The sequence below is a fragment of the uncultured Pseudophaeobacter sp. genome, from assembly GCA_905479575.1.
In the GTDB taxonomy this organism is placed as follows: domain Bacteria; phylum Pseudomonadota; class Alphaproteobacteria; order Rhodobacterales; family Rhodobacteraceae; genus Pseudophaeobacter.
Map to the genome: position 1 here is coordinate 21,786 of CAJQNB010000047.1, position 18,001 is coordinate 39,786.

An 18,001-nucleotide genomic window follows, 5' to 3' on the forward strand; every position below is an offset into this window, starting at 1 on the left:
CTAACCACCGCTAGGACGATAGGCGATGCCAGATCTGAAAGACGACAAGCGATTTGCCAATACCCTGGCGCGCGGGCTCAATGTTTTGCGGGCCTTTGGACCCAATGACGATGGTCTTGGCAATCTGGAGATTTCAGAGCGCACCGGTCTGCCGCGGTCAACTGTATCGCGGCTGACCTTTACCCTCTGTGCGCTGGGGTATCTGACCCATGGCCGTCACCATGACAAATACCGGCTGGGGCCTGCGGCCCTGGCGCTTGGAAATATCGCCGGGGCGTCCTTTGGGTTTGTCGAAACGGCGAGCCCGATCATGCAAAAGCTGGCCGATGCCACCAAGACGCTGATTGGGGTGGCGATCCAGGATGATGGCAAGATGCTGATCGTCAAAACCTGGCGCCCGCGCAATTCAACCACCACCTGGCTCAATGTAGGGTATCGCATGCCGATGCTGCGATCCTCTTCGGGGGCGGCCTTTCTGGGCGCATTAGGGCGCAGCGAAATGGAAAAACAGACAGGCGCCATGTCACCCGAGGATCAGGCCCTTTATCAGGATTTTGGCGCAGAGGCGCAGTCGAGCCTGCTGAGTGACGGCTATGCTTTTGTGCGCGGTGAGCAGCGGTTCAACACTTCGATCAACGCCATTGCCACCCCCTATCGTCCGTCAGAGTTTGGCGAGCCTGTGGTGTTTCTCAGCGGCGCCAAAAAAACCGACCTGACAGATAACCTGATCACCGAAAGCCTGGGCCCGGCGCTGGTGACAGCGGTGCAGGAGTTGCTGCATATCACCGGGCGGCGCTTTCCGATCCTGTCCGAAGACTAGGCTCTGGGCCCATTTATCTTACATGCTCAGCGGCTATTTCACGAGATTTCAGGGGCTTGGGGTGCGCAGCCAATAGTGGTTCTATTTGCAAGCGATCCGAGACATTGACATGAAGTGAAATAGCCGCCCTTCGGGTTTGACGGATTTTCCCGCTGGACGCGTCACATCTGATTGAAATAGTACCACTATTCCTGCGCAGATGCTCCTAACCAGCGAAAAAATCTGTCAAACTGAGCACGTAAGATTAATGGGCCCAGAGCCTAGGCATCCAAAGATCGCGTGTCAGATCAGAGCACCGGGCGGGGCACAGGTGGCTGGCCTTCGGCCCCGTGGGACAAAAGGCCAGGGCGTTTTAGCCGACAATCATCTGCTTGAGTTGCAACGCTTCATATTCCAACTCATTCAGGCGGTAGTTCACCACATCGCCAATGGTCAGCATGCCACATAGCTTGCCATCCTCAACCACGGGCATGTGGCGGAAACGACCCTCGTTCATGCGGCGCAGGACAGTGACCAGAACATCAGAAGGGGTGCAGGTTTCCACCTTGGCGGTCATGTTCTCACCCACGGTCTGTGGCAGGGTTTGCCCCGGTGTTTCCGCCAGTTTACGCACGATGTCGCGCTCTGACAGGATGCCTTCCAGCTGGCCATCTGTTCCAGTGACCAGCAGGGCGCCAATGCGTCGGTCGCGCAACACCGAGACAGCGGTGCTGAGCGTATCGGAGGACGAGATCGTATAGGTAGTGCCGCCCTTTTTGCTGATCAGCTGTTCGACTGTTGCTGTCTCATGCGAGATATTGCTTTCAACGGACTGGCTGTGGCTTGTCTTTTTGGCCTGATCCCCGCGACTGGGGGACTGATACGAACTTGGCATGTTGAAATGCTCCCTGTTGTTGCTGCGCCTGGTTGTCTATTGGTCCTGTGCTGTGTCATGCAGATCGACAGACGATATGCCTTAGGGCAGCTTAGACGACAAATTGCCTTTGGGGGAATACCTTGCTTGCCTCGCAGATCACACTGACGCCGCTGAGCGCCACGATTTTGATTTTTCTGGCGGTGCTCGCGGGCAACCGCTATCGCCGGGTCTGGAAGGCTGAGGGGCCGCGCTGGCAGCTGTGGCTGTTTGGCCTGATTGCGGCGGCGGCGCTGCTGACACTGGGTTTTGTCCCGATGGCGCCGGGCTAAGCGGCGCATCAGGCACAACAAAAGGGCGACCGATTGGGCCGCCCGCGTCCAGACTGTCTTAGATCTGCTGTCTGTTTGAAGGCTCAGCTGCCGGTCTGACCATCTGCGCGCATCTCGGCTTCCATCTGTTCGACCATTTTGCGGGCGCGTTTACACTGCAGCTTGTCGCGCAGCGGGCTGTTGGGGTCGATGTCCTTGCTGCAGACCACACATTTGTCAGCGCCGGAAATGGCGTTTAGGCCACCGCAGCTGCCCTTGATGGTTTTGCCCATCAGCAGAACGCCCAGTGACATGCCCAGCATGATCAGTGCCAAAAGCCCAAAGGTAAAAAGGAATGTGGCCATCAAGATCTGCCCTTATTGCTTGGCTTGCAGCTTGGAAAACTGCGAGCTGGTGGTGGTTGCGAACCCTGTCTCACCGGAATCGGCTCGGCGTGCAATGAACAAAACCGCGAGGCCTTCGGTTTCGGCGATCTTGAGCCCGCGGTCCTGACCCAGTGCCAGCAGCGCGGTGGCCCAGCCATCGGCCATCATGGCGTTTTCTGCCAGCACCGTCACCGAGGCGGTGCCATGGGTGATGGGGCGGCCGGTGACACCGTCAATGATGTGGGAATAGCGGATGCCATCCTGTTCAAAATAGTTGCGGTAATCCCCCGATGTGGCCATGCCAAGCCCCGAGACATCGACAATTTCCTCAATGGTCTGGCTGGCGGCATCGGGGCGTTCGATGCCAATGCGCCAGGCTTCGCCATTGGGGTTCAGCCCGGCGGTGACCAGATCGCCGCCAATTTCCACCATGTAGTCGGTGATACCAGCCTCGGCCAAAACGGCAGCAACCTGATCAACACCATAGCCCTTGGCAATGGCGGCCAGATAGACCGAGGTCTGCGGCAGGCTTTTGCGCAGGGTCAGGGGATCCTGCGACAGCGACAGGATTTTGGCCTGCCCGACCTGTTGCATGGCTGCGGCTATGGCTTCATCCGTGGGCACCGGGCTGTCAGGGGTGCGGGCACCAAAGCCCCAGATTTCGATCAGGGGGCCAAGGGTTACATCAAACAAGCCCTCGCTTTTCTGGTGGATCGCATTTGCCGCCGCCACAACGTTGGCCAGTTCGGGCGAGATCGCAATTGGATCGGTGGAGGGCGCTGCGTTGAACTGGGAAATTTCGGAGTTTGGATCCCAGTTCGACATCTGGCTGTTCACTTTGGTCAGTGCCGCGGTGATGCTGGTTTGCAGCGCATCCGACGACAGATCCGCCGTTTTGTCGATTGCCACGATGGTGTAGGTTGTGCCCATGGTCTCGCCGCTGAAGGTCAGCGTGACGGGATCTGATTTGCAGGCTGCTACAAAAAACATCATAGCGACAAGAAAGAGACGTGCCATTTATCCACCTACCCTTGAAACGCCCTTCTATTGTACGCTATTCGCGGCCCTGTCAATCAAGGTTGGATATGGTCTGAAATGGTACGGAAACGCGCTTTTTCATTTTTCCCGGTGGGAACTTGGTCCAGATCAGACTATTTGCAGGTCGAATCCGAACAAACGGCCCAGAGATGTTGGTTCTGACCGACAGCACAAGAAGAAGAGATAGAGTTGCGGCATTACAAGCTACGAAAAGGACTCGAACTTCCGGTAGCGGGCGCCCCCGCGCAGGAAATTCACGATGGTCCCGCAGTCAGGACCGTTGCCTTGCTGGGCAGCGACTACCTAGGTTTGAAACCCCGTCTCGCGGTGCAGGAAGGCGATGTGATCGCCGCCGGCGCCCCGGTCTTTGCCCATAAGGATACGCCTGATGTGCAGGTGGTCTCACCTGTGTCGGGTCGGGTCAAAGCGGTGAACCGTGGCGCCCGCCGGGTGCTGGTCAGCGTCGAGATCGAAGTGGACGCCACTGCGGCAGAGCCCGTCGATTTCTCATCGGTGGGAGATGTCTCCACCGCTGAAGGCCTGGCAGAACGTCTGTGTGCGGCGGGTCTGTGGACTTCGTTCCGCACCCGGCCCTATTCCAAGGTGCCCGCATCCGATAGCCGCCCGGCGGCGATTTATGTGACGGCGATGGAATCAGAACCCCTGGCGGCGGATGCCAGCGTCATCATCAATCAGGCGGCGGATGACTTTGCGGCGGGGCTCAAGGCCATTGCCATGCTGAGCGAAGGCAACACCTATCTTTGCCAATCTGGCGATGCGTCTATCCCCAGCGCCGATGGGGTTGAGGTTGTTGGCTTTGACGGACCGCATCCTGCGGGTCTGGCTGGCACCCATATGCATTTCATCGAGCCCCCCACCTCCACCAAAACCGTCTGGAGCATTGGCTATCAGGATGTGATTGCCATTGGCCGTTTGCTGAACACAGCTGTGGTGAGTGCCGAACGCATTGTTGCCCTGTCGGGACCGCTGGTGAGCAAGCCACGTCTGGTGCGGACCACTGTTGGTGCCTCGATGGCGGATCTGCTGGCCGGTGAGCTGGACAACTCGGTGGCGCCACGGGTGATTTCCGGGTCGATCCTGTCGGGTCGTGCGGGCCAGGGGGCCGATGGCTATCTGGGCCGCTACGCGCGTCAGATCACCGTGATCGAAGAAGATCACAAACAGATCCCCATGGGCTGGATTCGCCCGATGGCGAGCAAATATGCGGTGCAGCCAGTGCTGGGATCGCTGTTCTCGAACAAGCTCTATGCGCTGACATCGAACCTCAATGGCGGACGTCGCGCCATGGTGCCCACCGGCACCTTTGAGCAGCTGATGCCGCAGGACTATCTGCCAACGCAGCTTTTGCGTGCGCTTTTGGTAATGGATACAGACCAGGCCCAGGCGCTGGGAGCGCTGGAACTGGACGAAGAAGATCTCGGGCTGGTCGGCTTTGCCTGCCCGGCAAAATACGAATACGGACTGGCGCTGCGCGACAGTCTGACGAAGATCGAAAAGGAGGGATAGTCTCTTGGGTCTCCGTAACTTTTTTGACCGCATCGAGCCGAACTTTACCAAGGGCGGCAAGTGGGAGAAACTGTTCCCCATCTATGAGATGGTGGAAAGCTTCCTCTACACACCAAAGACGGTCACCACCGCAGCGCCTCATGCGCGGTCGTATATCGATATGAAGCGGATCATGACCTATGTGGTCATCGCAACGATCCCCTGCATTCTGTTTGGCCTTTATAACACCGGCCTGCAGGTCAACACCGCGCTTGGCGCCTACGAGGCCACGGGCTGGCGCGTCGCCGTGCTGGAATTCCTTGGCATTGGCTTTGACCCCAGCAATCCGCTGGTCAATATGGCGCATGGTCTGCTGTATTTCCTGCCGATCTATATCACCACACTGGTGGTTGGCGGCATCTGGGAAGTGATCTTTGCCACCGTGCGCGGCCATGAGGTCAACGAAGGCTTCCTGGTGACCTCGATGCTTTATGCTCTGATTGTGCCGGCCAGCATTCCGCTGTGGCAGGTAGCCTTGGGCATTTCCTTTGGCGTTGTCATTGGCAAAGAGGTCTTTGGCGGCACGGGTAAGAACTTCCTCAACCCGGCACTGACCGGGCGGGCCTTTCTGTATTTTGCTTATCCGGCCTATATGTCCGGTGACAGCATCTGGACGCCTGTTGACGGATTTTCCGGCGCCACTGCGCTGTCGGTGTCTGCCTCTTCCGGGTTTGACCAGCTGGCGGCCAACGGGGTTGAGTGGATGGATGCCTTTATCGGCACTATTCAGGGCTCCTTTGGGGAAACCTCAACCCTGGCTTGCCTGATCGGTCTGGCCTTCCTCTTGGTGACCAAGATCGCTAACTGGCGTCTGATCATTGGTTGCATGGCGGGCATGGTGGGTTTCTCGCTGCTGCTGAATGCGATTGGGTCTGACAGCAATCCGATGTTTGCAATGCCCTGGTACTGGCATCTGGTCACCGGTGGTTTTGCCTTTGGCATGGTCTTTATGGTCACCGAGCCGGTTTCGGCCAGCCACACCAATATGGGTCGCTATATCTATGGCGCGCTGATTGGCTTCATGGTGGTGATGATCCGGGTGATCAACCCGGCCTTCCCCGAAGGCATGATGCTGGCCATCCTGTTCGGCAACGTCTTTGCGCCGCTGATCGACTACTTTGTCGTGCAGGCCAATATCAAACGGAGAGCGAAGCGTCATGTCTGAGCAAACCAAAAAAGGCGCGATCCAGCGCTTCCTTGAGGCCTCGCCTGATTCAACCGGCAAAACCCTGTTTGTCGCTGTGGCGCTCTGCCTCTGTGCCTCGATGATCGTTTCGGCGGCGGCGGTGGCTCTGCGGCCGACGCAGGAAGCCAACAAGCTGAAAGACAAGCAGATCAATATTCTGCAGGTCGCGGGCCTGTATCAGCCTGGCGTGAATGTGACAGAGGCCTTTGGCGCCTCCTTTGAACCGCATGTTCTGGAGCTGGCCACTGGCCGGTTTACCGAAGACTTTGATGTGGCGACTTTTGATGACCGCGCCGCGGCGGATGATCCGGCGACCTCGATTGCGTTGGAGGATGATCCGGCCTCGATCGGGCGGCAGTCCAAATACATGACCGTCTACCTGCTGAAGGATGACGCGGGCGAGATCGATAAGGTGATCCTGCCGCTGCATGGCTATGGTCTGTGGTCGACGCTCTATGGCTTTATCGCGGTGGAAGAAAACGGCAATGACATCTTTGGCCTTCAGTTCTACAGCCACGCCGAAACCCCCGGTCTGGGCGCCGAGGTGGACAACCCCCGCTGGAAGGCCCTGTGGAAGGGCAAACAGCTGACGGATGAGTCGGGTGAGCTGCAAATCACCGTGGCCAAAACCGCGCCCGCCGCTGGCAAAGAGTTCCACGTGGACGCCCTGTCCGGTGCAACGCTGACCTCGGCTGGTGTCGACAATCTGGTGCGTTTCTGGATGGGCGAAACCGGGTATGCGCCGTTCCTTGCCAATCTCAAAGCAGGAGATATCTGATGTCCCAGACACGTAGGGAAATGCTGCTCGACCCATTGGTCGACAATAACCCGATCACCCTGCAGGTGCTTGGCATCTGTTCCGCCCTGGCGGTGACCTCCTCGCTCAAGGTGGCGCTGGTGATGACCCTCGCGGTGACGCTGGTGACGGCGTTTTCGTCCATGTTCATTTCGGTGCTGCGCAACCAGATCCCCAGCTCGATCCGCATTATCGTGCAGATGGTGATTATCGCGTCCTTGGTGATCCTGGTAGATCAGGTGCTCAAGGCCTATGCCTTTGAGATCTCCAAAACCCTGTCGGTTTTTGTGGGTCTGATCATCACCAACTGTATCGTCATGGGCCGCGCCGAAGCCTTTGCCATGAAGAACCCGCCGGTGGCCTCCTTTATCGACGGCATCGGCAACGGTTTGGGCTATGGTCTGATCCTGATGCTGGTTGGTTTTTTCCGCGAGCTGTTTGGCGCGGGCTCGCTGTTTGGGGTCACCATTCTGGAAACCGTGAACAACGGCGGCTGGTATGTGCCAAACGGGATGCTGTTGCTGCCACCTTCGGCCTTTTTCATCATCGGTCTTTTGATCTGGGCCTTCCGCACCTGGAAGCCGGAACAGGTGGAAGAGCGTGAACATAAAATTCAAGTCGTAGAGGCCCACTGATGGAAGCGCTCCTCTCTCTCGCGGTCAAGGCGATCTTTGTTGAGAACCTGGCCCTCTCTTTCTTTCTCGGCATGTGTACCTTCATCGCCGTTTCCAAGAAAATCTCCACCGCCATTGGTCTGGGGATTTCGGTGATGATCGTGCAGGCCATTACCGTGCCGGCCAACAACCTGATCCTGACCTACCTGCTGGCGCCCGGCGCCCTGGGCTGGGCCGGATTTCCCGATGTGGATCTGACCTTTCTGGGGCTGATCTCCTATATCGGCGTCATCGCAGCGCTGGTGCAGATCCTAGAGATGGTTTTGGATAAATACTTCCCGCCGCTCTACAACGCGCTGGGGATCTTCCTGCCGCTGATCACCGTGAACTGCGCCATCCTGGGTGGTTCGCTCTTCATGGTGGAACGCGACTACGGCTTTGCCGAGGCGGCGACCTATGGCATCTCCTCCGGGTTTGGCTGGGCACTGGCGATCACCGCCATGGCCGGTGTGCGCGAAAAGCTGAAATATTCTGACATTCCTGATGGTTTGCAGGGTCTTGGCATTACCTTCATCACTGCGGGACTGATGGCTATGGCCTTCATGTCCTTCAGTGGCGTGAAACTGTAAGGGGCTGGCACAATGGCTACTTTTGGACTTGGCATTGTCCTTTTTACCCTGATCGTTCTGGCGCTGGTCAGCATCATCATCGCGGCCCGTTCCAAGCTGGTTTCCACCGGCAATGTGAACATCACCATCAACGGCGAGAAAACCATCTCAGTCCCTGCCGGCGGTAAGCTGTTGCAAACCCTGGCGGCGGAAAAACTGTTTGTGCCTTCGGCCTGTGGCGGCGGGGGCACCTGTGCCCAGTGTCGGGTGCGGGTGCATTCCGGTGGCGGGTCGATCCTGCCAACCGAAGAAGGCCATATCACCAAGCGTGAGGCCGGTTGTGGTGACCGTCTGTCCTGTCAGGTTGCGGTCAAGCAGGACATGGAAGTGGAAGTGCCCGAAGAGGTCTTTGGCGTCAAAAAATGGGAATGCACCGTGCGTTCCAATGAAAATGTCGCCACCTTCATCAAGGCGCTTATTCTGGATCTGCCCGAAGGCGAGGATGTGAATTTCCGCGCGGGGGGCTACATCCAGATCGAAGCCCCGGCCCATGCGCTGAAGTACACCGACTTTGACATCGAAGAAGACTACCGCGCCGATTGGGATCGCTTTAACCTCTGGCAGTATGAATCGGTTGTGTCTGAACCGGTTGAGCGCGCCTATTCCATGGCCAACTACCCGGATGAAAAGGGCATGATCATGCTCAACGTCCGGGTTGCCTCGCCGCCCCCCGGATCTGAGGGCATCCCAGCGGGCATGATGTCGAGCTACATCTTCAACCTCAAGCCCGGCGACAAGGTCACCATCTCTGGTCCCTTTGGCGAATTCTTTGCCCGCGATACGCAAAAAGAGATGGTCTTTATCGGGGGTGGTGCCGGTATGGCGCCCATGCGTAGCCATATCTTTGACCAGCTCAAACGGCTGGAAAACCGCGATCGCAAGATCAGCTTCTGGTATGGTGCACGCTCCAAGAAAGAGATGTTCTTTGTTGAGGACTTCGACACCCTGGCAGCGGAGTTTGACAACTTTGATTGGCACGTGGCCCTGTCGGATGCGATGCCCGAGGATGAATGGACCGGCCACACCGGGTTTATCCATAACGTGCTCTTTGAAGAGTACCTGAAAAACCACCCGGCGCCGGAAGACTGCGAGTTCTACATGTGTGGTCCGCCGATCATGAACCAGTCGGTGATCAACATGCTGCTCGACCTCGGTGTCGACCGTGAAGACATCATGCTGGATGATTTTGGCGGCTAAGCTGCTCTGAAAAGATCGAAAAAGCGGCTCCCGTATCGGGGGCCGTTTTTGTTTGGCGATGGGGGTAAGGCCGGGGCCCTAGGGTAAATCAGGGGCTGATTTGCCTAGCGCCTTGCGCGCCAGATCCAGAAAGGCCGCGTGCTCTTGTGGTGTCAGCGCTTGCAGCATTTCTCCCTGCATCTGTTCCACCAGCGGCAGAACCTCTTCAAATAACGCTTGGCCTTTTTCGGTGAGCCGCACCTCGCGGGCGCGCCGGTCGCGCGCGCTGACGCTGCGGGTGACATAGCCCTTTTGATCCAGCCGGTCGATCACCCCGCCAATGGTGGCCCGGTCATAGGCGATCTTGGCCGCGACGCCTGCCTGGTCGATGCCGGGGCAGGAGGCAATGGCATCCATGGCTGCAAACTGAACCGGTGTCAGGTCGTAGCCGGTCGCCTGCATCTGTTTTGCAAAGATATGGGTGGAGACCTGGTTCAGCCTGCGGATCAGGTGGCCCGCCATATTCTGTACTCGCATCGCCTGTTCCTTCTGCTCTCAAGCGCTCTGTCCTGTGTAATACAGCTGAGGTCCGGATGATAGGAAGTACACATATTAAATTCTTGACTCAATATAGTAAGCATAGATACTAATTGCAGCGACCGCCCCAGCGGCTTGGGTTCACATTGAAGGAGCATGGCAATGCAGTTTTACAAAGAAGGCTTTCGAGGCGGCAATCCGGATGTAAAACCCACGGCAGCTGATCTGCGCGCGCGCGGGGCCTATGAGGCGCTGCCGGACCGGGTCGATGTGCTGATTGCCGGCTGCGGTCCGGCGGGGCTGTGCCTGGCGGCGCAGTTGGCGCAGGCGCCCGAAATCAAAACCATGATTGTAGATCCTAAACCCGGTCCCATCGAAAAGGGACAGGCCGATGGGGTCAATACCCGCACCATGGAGATGTTTCAGGCCTTTGGCTTTGCCGAAACGGTCAAGCGGGAAAGCTACTGGGTCAACCAGACGGCTTTCTGGTCACCGGACCCCAGGAACCCGGCGCATATCAGCCGTATTGGCCGGGTGCAGGATGTGCCCGAGGGCTCCTCGGAGATGCCACATACCCTGATCAACCAGGCGCGGGTACATGAATTGTTCCTGGAGGTGATGAAAAACGCCCCAACCCGGCTGGAACCGGATTATTCCTGGGCGGTCCGCGATCTGGAGATTGACCCATCGACCAGCGATCATCCGGTTACGGTTACGCTGGAAAACACCGGTATCAACGCCGGTGAGACCAAAACGGTCCGGGCCAATTATGTGGTGGGCTGTGATGGGGCGCGCTCCAGGGTACGCAGTGCGATTGGGGGCGAGCTGCACGGCGATGCGGCCCATCAGGCCTGGGGCGTGATGGACATTCTGGCCAATACCGACTTTCCGGATGTGCGGCAGAAATGCCTGATCGCCTCGGCGACAGAGGGCAATATCCTGATCCTGCCCCGCGAGGGCGGCTATCTGTTTCGCATGTATGTGGAGCTGGACAAGCTGAACCCGGATGAACGTGTTTCCAGCCGCAACTTTACCGCCGATCACATGATCGAAGCGGCGAACAGGATCATGCAACCCTACAGTATCGACGTGAAAGAGGTGGTCTGGTGGTCCATTTACGAGATTGGCCACCGGCTGACGGATCGGTTTGACGATGTGCCTGCGGCGCAGGACCGGAACCCACGGGTCTTTACCGCCGGGGATGCCTGCCACACCCATAGCCCCAAGGCCGGGCAGGGGATGAACGTCTCGATGCAGGACAGTTTCAACCTCGGCTGGAAACTGATGCAGGTCTTCCAGGGGCGCTCGGATCCCAGCCTGTTGCGCAGCTATTCGGCTGAACGTTGGGTCGAGGCAAAGCGGCTGATCGAGACGGATCACCAATGGGCGCGGATCATGTCAGCGCCGGCCGGAGAGTCCGAGCTCGACAGTGGCGACATGCCGCGATTCCAGAAACAGTTCGTCGAGAACCTGGAGTTCACCGGCGGGTTGGCGGTGAAATATGATGCCTCAGCGCTGACAGGGCATGAGACTCATCAGGCTCTGGCACCGGGGTTTGAGATCGGACGCCGCTTTCATTCCGGCCCGGTGGTTCGGGTGGCAGATGCCATGCAGATGCAGCTGGGCCACGTGGCGGAGGCCGATGGCCGCTGGCGGATCTATGCCTTTGCCGGTCAGGACAGCGCCGCAGGGTCCGATCTGTATCGGCTGTGTGAGTGGTTGATGAATGACCCTGACTCGGCTGCGCAAAAGTACCGCCGCCCGGAGGAGGACATTGATGCAGTGATCGACCTGCGCGCCATCTTCCAGCAGGGCTTTGATGCGCTACTGGACCAGCAGATGCCCGAGATCCTGAAACCCTGCACGGGCAAGCTGGGCCTGCAGGACCACGAGAAGATCTTTTGTGTCGATCACAAAGACGCCGGGGATATATTCGAGATGCGCGGTGTTGATCGCGAGGCGGGCTGCATGGTTGTGGTGCGGCCAGATCAGTATGTCGCCCATGTGCTGCCGCTTGATGCACATGCCCAGCTGAGCAGCTTCTTTGATGGGGTGTTCCGCTCCCCCAGCACTTAGGCTGGGCGCGTCCCGTCGGCTGTTCAGGTTGAGTTCCCAGTTTGAGGCTCTTCTCAATGTTTGACTATAATGGTTATGAGGTATAATCATTATGGAGACTCACGTTGAGTGCAGGGAGCGTTTGACCCTTAGGGGTTAGCAGGGAGGCGATAAATGCGGATTGACGGACAAATTGCGTTAGTGACAGGTGGCGGTAGCGGTCTTGGGGCGGCGACGGCGCGGCTGTTGGCGGGGCAGGGGGCCAAGGTGGCGATCCTGGATTATGATCTCACCCGGGCCCAAGCGGTCGCCGCTGAAATTGGCGGCGTTGCGGTGCAGGCGGATGTCAGCGATGAGGCGGCGGTAAGTGCCGCCATGGACAGCGCTATAGATCAGCTGGGTGGCGTGCCCCGGATTGCGATCAGCTGTGCCGGCGTTGGCATGGCAGCGCGGATTGTCGGGCGCGAAGGCAAACTGTCCTTTGACGTGTTTGAAAAGACCCTGCGGGTCAATTTGTTTGGCACTTACAATGTGATGAGCCACGCGGCGCGCCGTATGGCCGAGCTGGAGCCGCTGGGTGATGGCGAACGCGGCGTGGTGATCAATACCGCCTCTGTTGCCTTTGAAGATGGTCAACTGGGGCAGGCTGCCTATGCGGCGTCAAAAGGAGCTATTGCCTCCATGTGTCTGCCTGCCGCGCGAGAATTTGCCCAGTCTGGCATTCGCGTCATGGCCATCGCACCGGGGCTGTTTCAGACCCCGATGATGGAGGGGCTGCCGCCGGAAATCGCCGAAAAGATCACCGCAAATATTCCCTTCCCCGCGCGGTTGGGGGCCCCGGAAGAATTTGCCCTTTTGGCCCAGCAGATCATTTCGAACCCGTTTTTGAACGGGACCACAATTCGTCTGGACGGGGCCGTGCGCCTGCCGCCACGCTGAGGAAACGACAATGAGCGACCCAATTCTGAAGATCGAGATCGTCGATACGATCGCAACGCTGACCATGAACCGCCCCGACAAGCGCAACGCCATGTGCGAAGAGCTGCTGATGGCCCTGGACGCATTCTTTTCCGCGCCGCCCAAAGAGGTGCGGGTGGTGATCCTGACCGGCACCGCAGGCCATTTCTGCTCGGGGTTGGATCTGTCGGAACATGTTCACCGCTCCGCCGAAGAAAACCTGTACCACTCGCGCCACTGGCATGCGGTGATGGAGAAAATCCAGTTCGGCGGGCTTGCCGTGGTCTCGGCCATCTTTGGCGCAGTCATCGGCGGCGGGCTGGAGCTTGCCTCATCGACCCATGTGCGTATCGCCGAAGACTCGACAATTTTCCAACTGCCCGAAGGGCGACGGGGCATTTTTGTCGGCGGTGGCGCAACGGCGCGTGTTGGTCGCTTGTTAGGGCCGGATCGCATGACCGAAATGATGCTGACGGGTCGCAAATACAATGCCGCAGAAGGCCTGGCTTTGGGGCTGACCCATTATGCCGTGGGCGAGGGTGAAGCCCTGCCACTGGCGCAGCAGCTTGCAGGTAAGATTGCCCGCAATGCGCCGTTGTCCAACTATCTGATGATCCAGTCGATTGCGCGGATCAATGACATGTCGCAAAGCGACGGATTGTTCACGGAATCCCTGGCCGCTGCCCTGTCCCAGACAACCCCCGACGCCGAAGAAGGCCTGAAGGCCTTCCTTGAAAAACGCGCGCCAAAGTTTCGGTGAGGATATGAAAAAGCTTGAAGGAAAAGCGAGCCGATCCTCCGATGTCGTCACATCGGACGTGACCCATGTCAGCGATGCCACCCTGCGCCAGTTCATGGGCTATCACATGAAGCGGGCGTTCAACATCATTCAGAGCGATCTGGGGCGCACGCTCAAACCCTTTGATTTGCGGATGTTGACCTATACGGCGCTGGTTCTGATTGTGGACAACCCCGGTCTGCGTCAGTCGCAGCTGGCGGATGCCATGGATGTGGAACGCCCCAATCTGGTGGTGATCATCGACGAGCTGGAGCGCCGCGAGCTGATCGTCCGCGACCGGGTTCCAACGGACCGGCGCGCCTATGCCCTGAAGGTGACGCTCACCGGGCGGCAGCTTTATGAGAAAGCCGTGGCTGCGGTTACCGCCCACGAAGAGCAGCTTTTACAGCAGCTTGACGGTGATACGCGTCAGATCGTTATCGCCGCATTGAAAACAATCGAGACCAATAGAGGGAAAGCTTAGCTTATGAAACGCACGTCGCAATTTCTCAGTCACTCGATTTCCCGTGAGGACCGCGCCGATGGCGCCATTTTGTTGCGCTCGACCCATGGCCTGGGGCCAGTTGTCGACAAGACCTCTGATTGGTTGCACCGCTGGGCCAAGGAGGCACCGGATCGGGTGTTCCTGGCAGAGCGCAGCGGTGCCGGCTGGCGCGAGGAAAGTTATAGCTCCACGCTGCAAAAGGTGCGGCTGATCGCACAGTCGCTGCTGGCACGGGGGATGGGCGCAGATACGCCGATCCTGATCATGTCCGGCAATGGGGTGGATCACGGGCTGTTGGCCCTGGCGGCACAGTATATCGGTGTGCCGGTGGCCCCGGTGGCTGAACAATATTCGCTGATTCACGGCGCCCATGGTCGGTTGCGTCAGGCGATCGAGCTGCTGCAACCGACCATGGCCTATGTGGTGGATGCGGATCAGTATGGCGAGGCCCTGAAACTGGACGCCCTGGAAGGTGTCGAGATCGTCGCCAGCCGTCCTGGCAGCATTGAAACGGTCACGACATTTGATGCCTTGTTGCAGGGCGATGCCGGCGTTGACCTGGATGCAGCCAATGGGCAGGTCGGCCCGGATACCGTGGCAAAGATCCTGATGACATCGGGCTCTACCTCGGCGCCCAAAGGGGTGCTGACGACCCATCGTATGATGTGCGTCAACCAGACCCAACTGGCAGACGGGCTGCCGTTTTTACGTGACCGTCCCCCTCGGGTGGTGGACTGGCTGCCGTGGAACCATGTTTTTGGCGGCTCGCATAACTTCAACATGATGCTGGCCAACGGCGGCAGCTTCTACATCGATGACGGCAAGCCGGTCAAAGGCCTGTTTGACCGTACGCTGGAAAACCTGTCGATGGTGACAGGCAGCCTGGTGTTCAACGTGCCGGTTGGCTTTGCCATGCTGCGCGACGCGCTGGAAAAGGACGCGGCTTTGCGTCAGCGGTTCTTTGAAAACCTGGATCTGCTGTTCTACGCCGGGGCCTCGCTGCCGCAGGATGTTTGGCAAAGCTTTGAGAAGATGGCGATTGAGGTCAAAGGCGAAGTGCCGTTGATGACATCCTCCTGGGGGCTGACCGAAACCGCCCCCGCCACCATGATGCAGCAAGAACCCATTGGCCGGTCTGGCGTTGTTGGGGTGCCGATGAACGGTGTCACCGCCAAGCTGATCCCGGATGCCGACATGCGCTGCGAAGTGCGGGTCAAAGGCCCCAATATCATGCCGGGCTATTATCAAGATCCGCAAAAGACCAAAGAAGCCTTTGATGATGAAGGCTATTTCATCACCGGCGACGCCATGGTTTTTGTCGATCCTGACGATGTGAACAAGGGCATGAAGTTTGACGGACGTATTTCCGAAGACTTCAAGCTGTTGACCGGGACCTGGGTGCGCGCGGCAGGGCTGCGGATCGAAATGCTCGCCTGCCTGGCACCGCTGGCAGCGGATCTGGTGATCACCGGGCAGGATCGCGATGAAATTGGCTTGATGATCTTCCCAGACCGGGATGCGCTGGCAGCGGCTGGCTTCACACTGGAAGAGGAAGACGGCGCTCTGATCTGCCCGAAACTTCTGTCCGAGATCCATCACCGCCTGAACGAACGTTCAGGTCGTGTGTCTGGCTCATCGACGCGGGTGGCGCGGGCGATTGTGCTGGCAGAGCCTGCCTCGCTGACCGAGGGTGAAGTCACCGCCAAGGGCAACCTGAATTTCCGCAAGGTGCTGACGGGACGCGCCAATCTGCTGAAACGGCTTTATGATGACGCGGATAGCGGCATCGCAAAACTCTAAAGGAAACAAAATGGTAGATATTTCCAAAGTCCGTGCAATCGACTTTCATACCCATGCTGAAGAATCCTGTGGTTGCCATGCGGACGACGGCTATGACGAGCTGCAAAGCACCATGGCCAAGTATTTTGGCGCGCCATGGCAGCACCCGCCCACCATCCCGGAAACTGCCGCACATTACCGCAAGCAAAACATCGCGGCGGTGATTTTTCCCGTCGATGCCGAACGCGAGACTGGCTATCGCCGGTATTCCAACGATGAGGTGATCGAGCTGGTCAAGCAGAACGATGACGTGCTGATCCCCTTTGCCTCGATTGATCCCTGGAAGGGCAAGATGGCGGTGCGCGAAGCCCGCCGCCTGATCGAGGAACACGGCATCAAGGGCTTTAAATTCCACCCCACCATGCAGGGGTTCTACCCCAATGATCGCATGGCCTACCCGTTCTATGAGGTGCTGGCCGAGCACGGCTGTATCGCCCTGTTTCACACCGGCCAGACCGGTGTTGGCTCGGGTATGCCCGGTGGCAATGGCATGCGACTGAAATACTCCAACCCGATGTATATGGATGATGTCGCGGTTGATTTCCCGGATATGAAAATCATTCTGGCGCACCCCTCCTTCCCCTGGCAAGAAGAGGCGCTGTCGGTGGCCCAGCATAAGCCAAATGTCTATATCGACCTGTCGGGCTGGTCGCCAAAATACTTCCCGCCAATCCTGGTGCGCTACTGCAATTCCATCCTCAAGAAGAAGGTGTTGTTTGGCTCGGACTGGCCGATGATCAGCCCCGAGCGCTGGCTGAACGCCTTTGAGCAGATCGACATCAAGGACGAGCTGCGCGAAGACATCATCAAAAACAACGGCGCACGGCTGTTGGGATTGATGTAAATGACTGTTCCAATCCCGGCGCTCGTAACGCTGGGATTGGTCGTTCTTTGCCGGTGATCGTGACCCCTTAATTTGGGGCTGTTGCATTAGTTCGTTGGTGGCGAGTGTCTGCCTGAGTGACCCATTTGGTTACGCGGCATCGAACAGGCCGGCCACGAAGGTGATCTCACCTCTGACGCTTGGCTCATTGTGATGGATGTGACCCCGCTTGATAGTTCTGATTGTCTCGATCCCGCTCAAGGTAGCTTTGGCAGTTCATCCCATTAGCTCAGTGGGTGGTTGTAAAGGCGTTCCAATTCTTGTGAAAACAGCCACCTCTCGGTACCGTAAATCGAGTTGCGCCGAAAATTATGCTTCAGATTTTTCGCTCAATCTCACCAGCACCATATCGAAGGCAAGAGATGTACCCTCTGTCGCGCGGATGCCAACTCTTGGGGAATTTGTGTCGCACAGAGCAAGCCTTTCACGCAACAACAATGGAAACACAAAGAGACATATACACCCGGCTGCACATACGATCAGATGTATTCTGATGCTCCATCTCAAGCGGAGCTTGATGAAACCCGCATGCTGATCCTAAAAGATTTGCGGGTGGCAGGCATCCAACGCATCGAGATGCACTATTCCGTGACGAAGATAGGGCGCACTTTCAGAGCCTGAGTTTTAGATCTGCTGCAGCTTTGACCACAAAAAACTTGAGCGATGGTGTTGCAGTTTTTAGTTTGGACTTTACCGATTCCGTTAATCTTGGGTGCAATCACGGGTTGAACAACCACGGAACTCTCATTTGGGATCTACCAACCGACCGCATCGATAGTTTCCAAGTGAGACGTACATCAGCGTCGATAGCGTAACTCACAACGGACTGTAGTCTGGCAGTTTAGCGTCAAAATGTAACATAATACCGATTATAGGATTATAGTATGGAAGTTGGTGGATTCACAAACGAAGTGCAAATTCTTTACTAAAACAGAGAGTTGCACGGAGGATGAAGAATGGGAACCCACTACTGTCACCTGAAGCTGGACGAACGTCGCAAGCTTGCAAAGTGGCTTGAAGCCAAAATGCCGAT

The 18,001-nt window shown here is 57.8% G+C and carries 18 protein-coding genes; 14 read left to right on the forward strand and 4 right to left on the reverse strand.

Annotated elements, in window-relative coordinates:
* Positions 1–25 precede the first annotated feature (25 nt).
* Positions 26–820 (forward strand): helix-turn-helix domain-containing protein, encoded by a 795-nt coding sequence (locus QZ268_RS13550; RefSeq protein ID WP_295453572.1) that lies wholly within the window; start codon positions 26–28, stop codon positions 818–820.
* A gap of 352 nt (positions 821–1,172) precedes the next feature.
* Here the strand turns inward: QZ268_RS13550 and QZ268_RS13555 are convergent, their stop codons facing one another.
* Entirely contained in the window at positions 1,173–1,694 is a 522-nt protein-coding gene (locus tag QZ268_RS13555) for a CBS domain-containing protein (RefSeq protein WP_295453574.1), read from the reverse strand.
* Positions 1,695–1,816: 122 nt separating this feature from the next.
* On the opposite strand from QZ268_RS13555, the gene QZ268_RS13560 reads away from it, so the two are divergent.
* On the forward strand, positions 1,817–2,005 hold the full coding sequence (locus QZ268_RS13560) for a hypothetical protein (protein WP_295453577.1): 189 nt from the start codon (positions 1,817–1,819) through the stop codon (positions 2,003–2,005).
* Between the two features lie 83 nt (positions 2,006–2,088).
* Here QZ268_RS13560 and nqrM read toward each other — a convergent pair whose 3' ends face one another.
* Together nqrM and QZ268_RS13570 are read right to left on the reverse strand one after the other, a co-directional pair.
* The gene (nqrM, locus tag QZ268_RS13565) at positions 2,089–2,349 is read right to left on the reverse strand and encodes a (Na+)-NQR maturation NqrM (RefSeq protein WP_295453579.1); all 261 of its coding nucleotides are present in this window, start codon (positions 2,347–2,349) and stop codon (positions 2,089–2,091) included.
* Between the two features lie 12 nt (positions 2,350–2,361).
* Positions 2,362–3,387 carry an FAD:protein FMN transferase gene (locus QZ268_RS13570; protein WP_295453582.1) on the reverse strand — a complete coding sequence of 342 codons (1,026 nt, stop codon included), beginning with the start codon at positions 3,385–3,387 and terminating at the stop codon, positions 2,362–2,364.
* Between the two features lie 210 nt (positions 3,388–3,597).
* Between QZ268_RS13570 and QZ268_RS13575 the strand changes: the two genes are divergently transcribed.
* From QZ268_RS13575 to nqrF, 6 genes are read left to right on the forward strand one after another with little or no spacing between them, the layout of a single operon-like run.
* Positions 3,598–4,935: a Na(+)-translocating NADH-quinone reductase subunit A gene (locus QZ268_RS13575; protein ID WP_295453585.1), complete on the forward strand. Its 1,338-nt coding sequence runs from the start codon at positions 3,598–3,600 to the stop codon at positions 4,933–4,935.
* A 4-nt stretch (positions 4,936–4,939) separates the two neighbouring features.
* Positions 4,940–6,139, forward strand: coding sequence for an NADH:ubiquinone reductase (Na(+)-transporting) subunit B (locus QZ268_RS13580; protein WP_295453587.1), 1,200 nt, complete (start codon positions 4,940–4,942; stop codon positions 6,137–6,139).
* Positions 6,132–6,938 (forward strand): Na(+)-translocating NADH-quinone reductase subunit C, encoded by an 807-nt coding sequence (locus QZ268_RS13585; protein WP_295453591.1) that lies wholly within the window; start codon positions 6,132–6,134, stop codon positions 6,936–6,938. The genes QZ268_RS13580 and QZ268_RS13585 overlap by 8 nt, the downstream gene beginning before the upstream one ends.
* Positions 6,938–7,591: an NADH:ubiquinone reductase (Na(+)-transporting) subunit D gene (locus QZ268_RS13590; RefSeq protein ID WP_295453594.1), complete on the forward strand. Its 654-nt coding sequence runs from the start codon at positions 6,938–6,940 to the stop codon at positions 7,589–7,591. The genes QZ268_RS13585 and QZ268_RS13590 overlap by 1 nt, the downstream gene beginning before the upstream one ends.
* Positions 7,591–8,199: an NADH:ubiquinone reductase (Na(+)-transporting) subunit E gene (gene nqrE, locus QZ268_RS13595; RefSeq protein WP_295453597.1), complete on the forward strand. Its 609-nt coding sequence runs from the start codon at positions 7,591–7,593 to the stop codon at positions 8,197–8,199. Before QZ268_RS13590 ends, nqrE begins: the two co-directional genes overlap by 1 nt.
* A gap of 12 nt (positions 8,200–8,211) precedes the next feature.
* Entirely contained in the window at positions 8,212–9,435 is a 1,224-nt protein-coding gene (gene nqrF / locus QZ268_RS13600; RefSeq protein WP_295453600.1) for an NADH:ubiquinone reductase (Na(+)-transporting) subunit F, read from the forward strand.
* Positions 9,436–9,513: 78 nt separating this feature from the next.
* Here the strand turns inward: nqrF and QZ268_RS13605 are convergent, their stop codons facing one another.
* The gene (locus tag QZ268_RS13605; RefSeq protein WP_295453601.1) at positions 9,514–9,951 is read right to left on the reverse strand and encodes a MarR family transcriptional regulator; all 438 of its coding nucleotides are present in this window, start codon (positions 9,949–9,951) and stop codon (positions 9,514–9,516) included.
* 162 nt (positions 9,952–10,113) lie between these two features.
* On the opposite strand from QZ268_RS13605, the gene QZ268_RS13610 reads away from it, so the two are divergent.
* From QZ268_RS13610 to QZ268_RS13635, 6 genes are all read left to right on the forward strand, one after another.
* Positions 10,114–12,027: an FAD-dependent monooxygenase gene (locus tag QZ268_RS13610; RefSeq protein ID WP_295453603.1), complete on the forward strand. Its 1,914-nt coding sequence runs from the start codon at positions 10,114–10,116 to the stop codon at positions 12,025–12,027.
* A 153-nt stretch (positions 12,028–12,180) separates the two neighbouring features.
* Entirely contained in the window at positions 12,181–12,945 is a 765-nt protein-coding gene (locus QZ268_RS13615; RefSeq protein ID WP_295453606.1) for an SDR family NAD(P)-dependent oxidoreductase, read from the forward strand.
* Positions 12,946–12,955: 10 nt separating this feature from the next.
* Positions 12,956–13,723, forward strand: a complete 768-nt coding sequence (locus QZ268_RS13620; protein WP_295453608.1) for a crotonase/enoyl-CoA hydratase family protein — start codon at positions 12,956–12,958, stop codon at positions 13,721–13,723.
* 4 nt (positions 13,724–13,727) lie between these two features.
* Positions 13,728–14,225, forward strand: coding sequence for a MarR family transcriptional regulator (locus tag QZ268_RS13625; RefSeq protein WP_295453610.1), 498 nt, complete (start codon positions 13,728–13,730; stop codon positions 14,223–14,225).
* A gap of 3 nt (positions 14,226–14,228) precedes the next feature.
* Positions 14,229–16,046: a feruloyl-CoA synthase gene (locus QZ268_RS13630; RefSeq protein ID WP_295453613.1), complete on the forward strand. Its 1,818-nt coding sequence runs from the start codon at positions 14,229–14,231 to the stop codon at positions 16,044–16,046.
* Between the two features lie 10 nt (positions 16,047–16,056).
* Positions 16,057–16,929 carry an amidohydrolase family protein gene (locus QZ268_RS13635; protein ID WP_295453616.1) on the forward strand — a complete coding sequence of 291 codons (873 nt, stop codon included), beginning with the start codon at positions 16,057–16,059 and terminating at the stop codon, positions 16,927–16,929.
* Positions 16,930–18,001 lie beyond the last annotated feature (1,072 nt).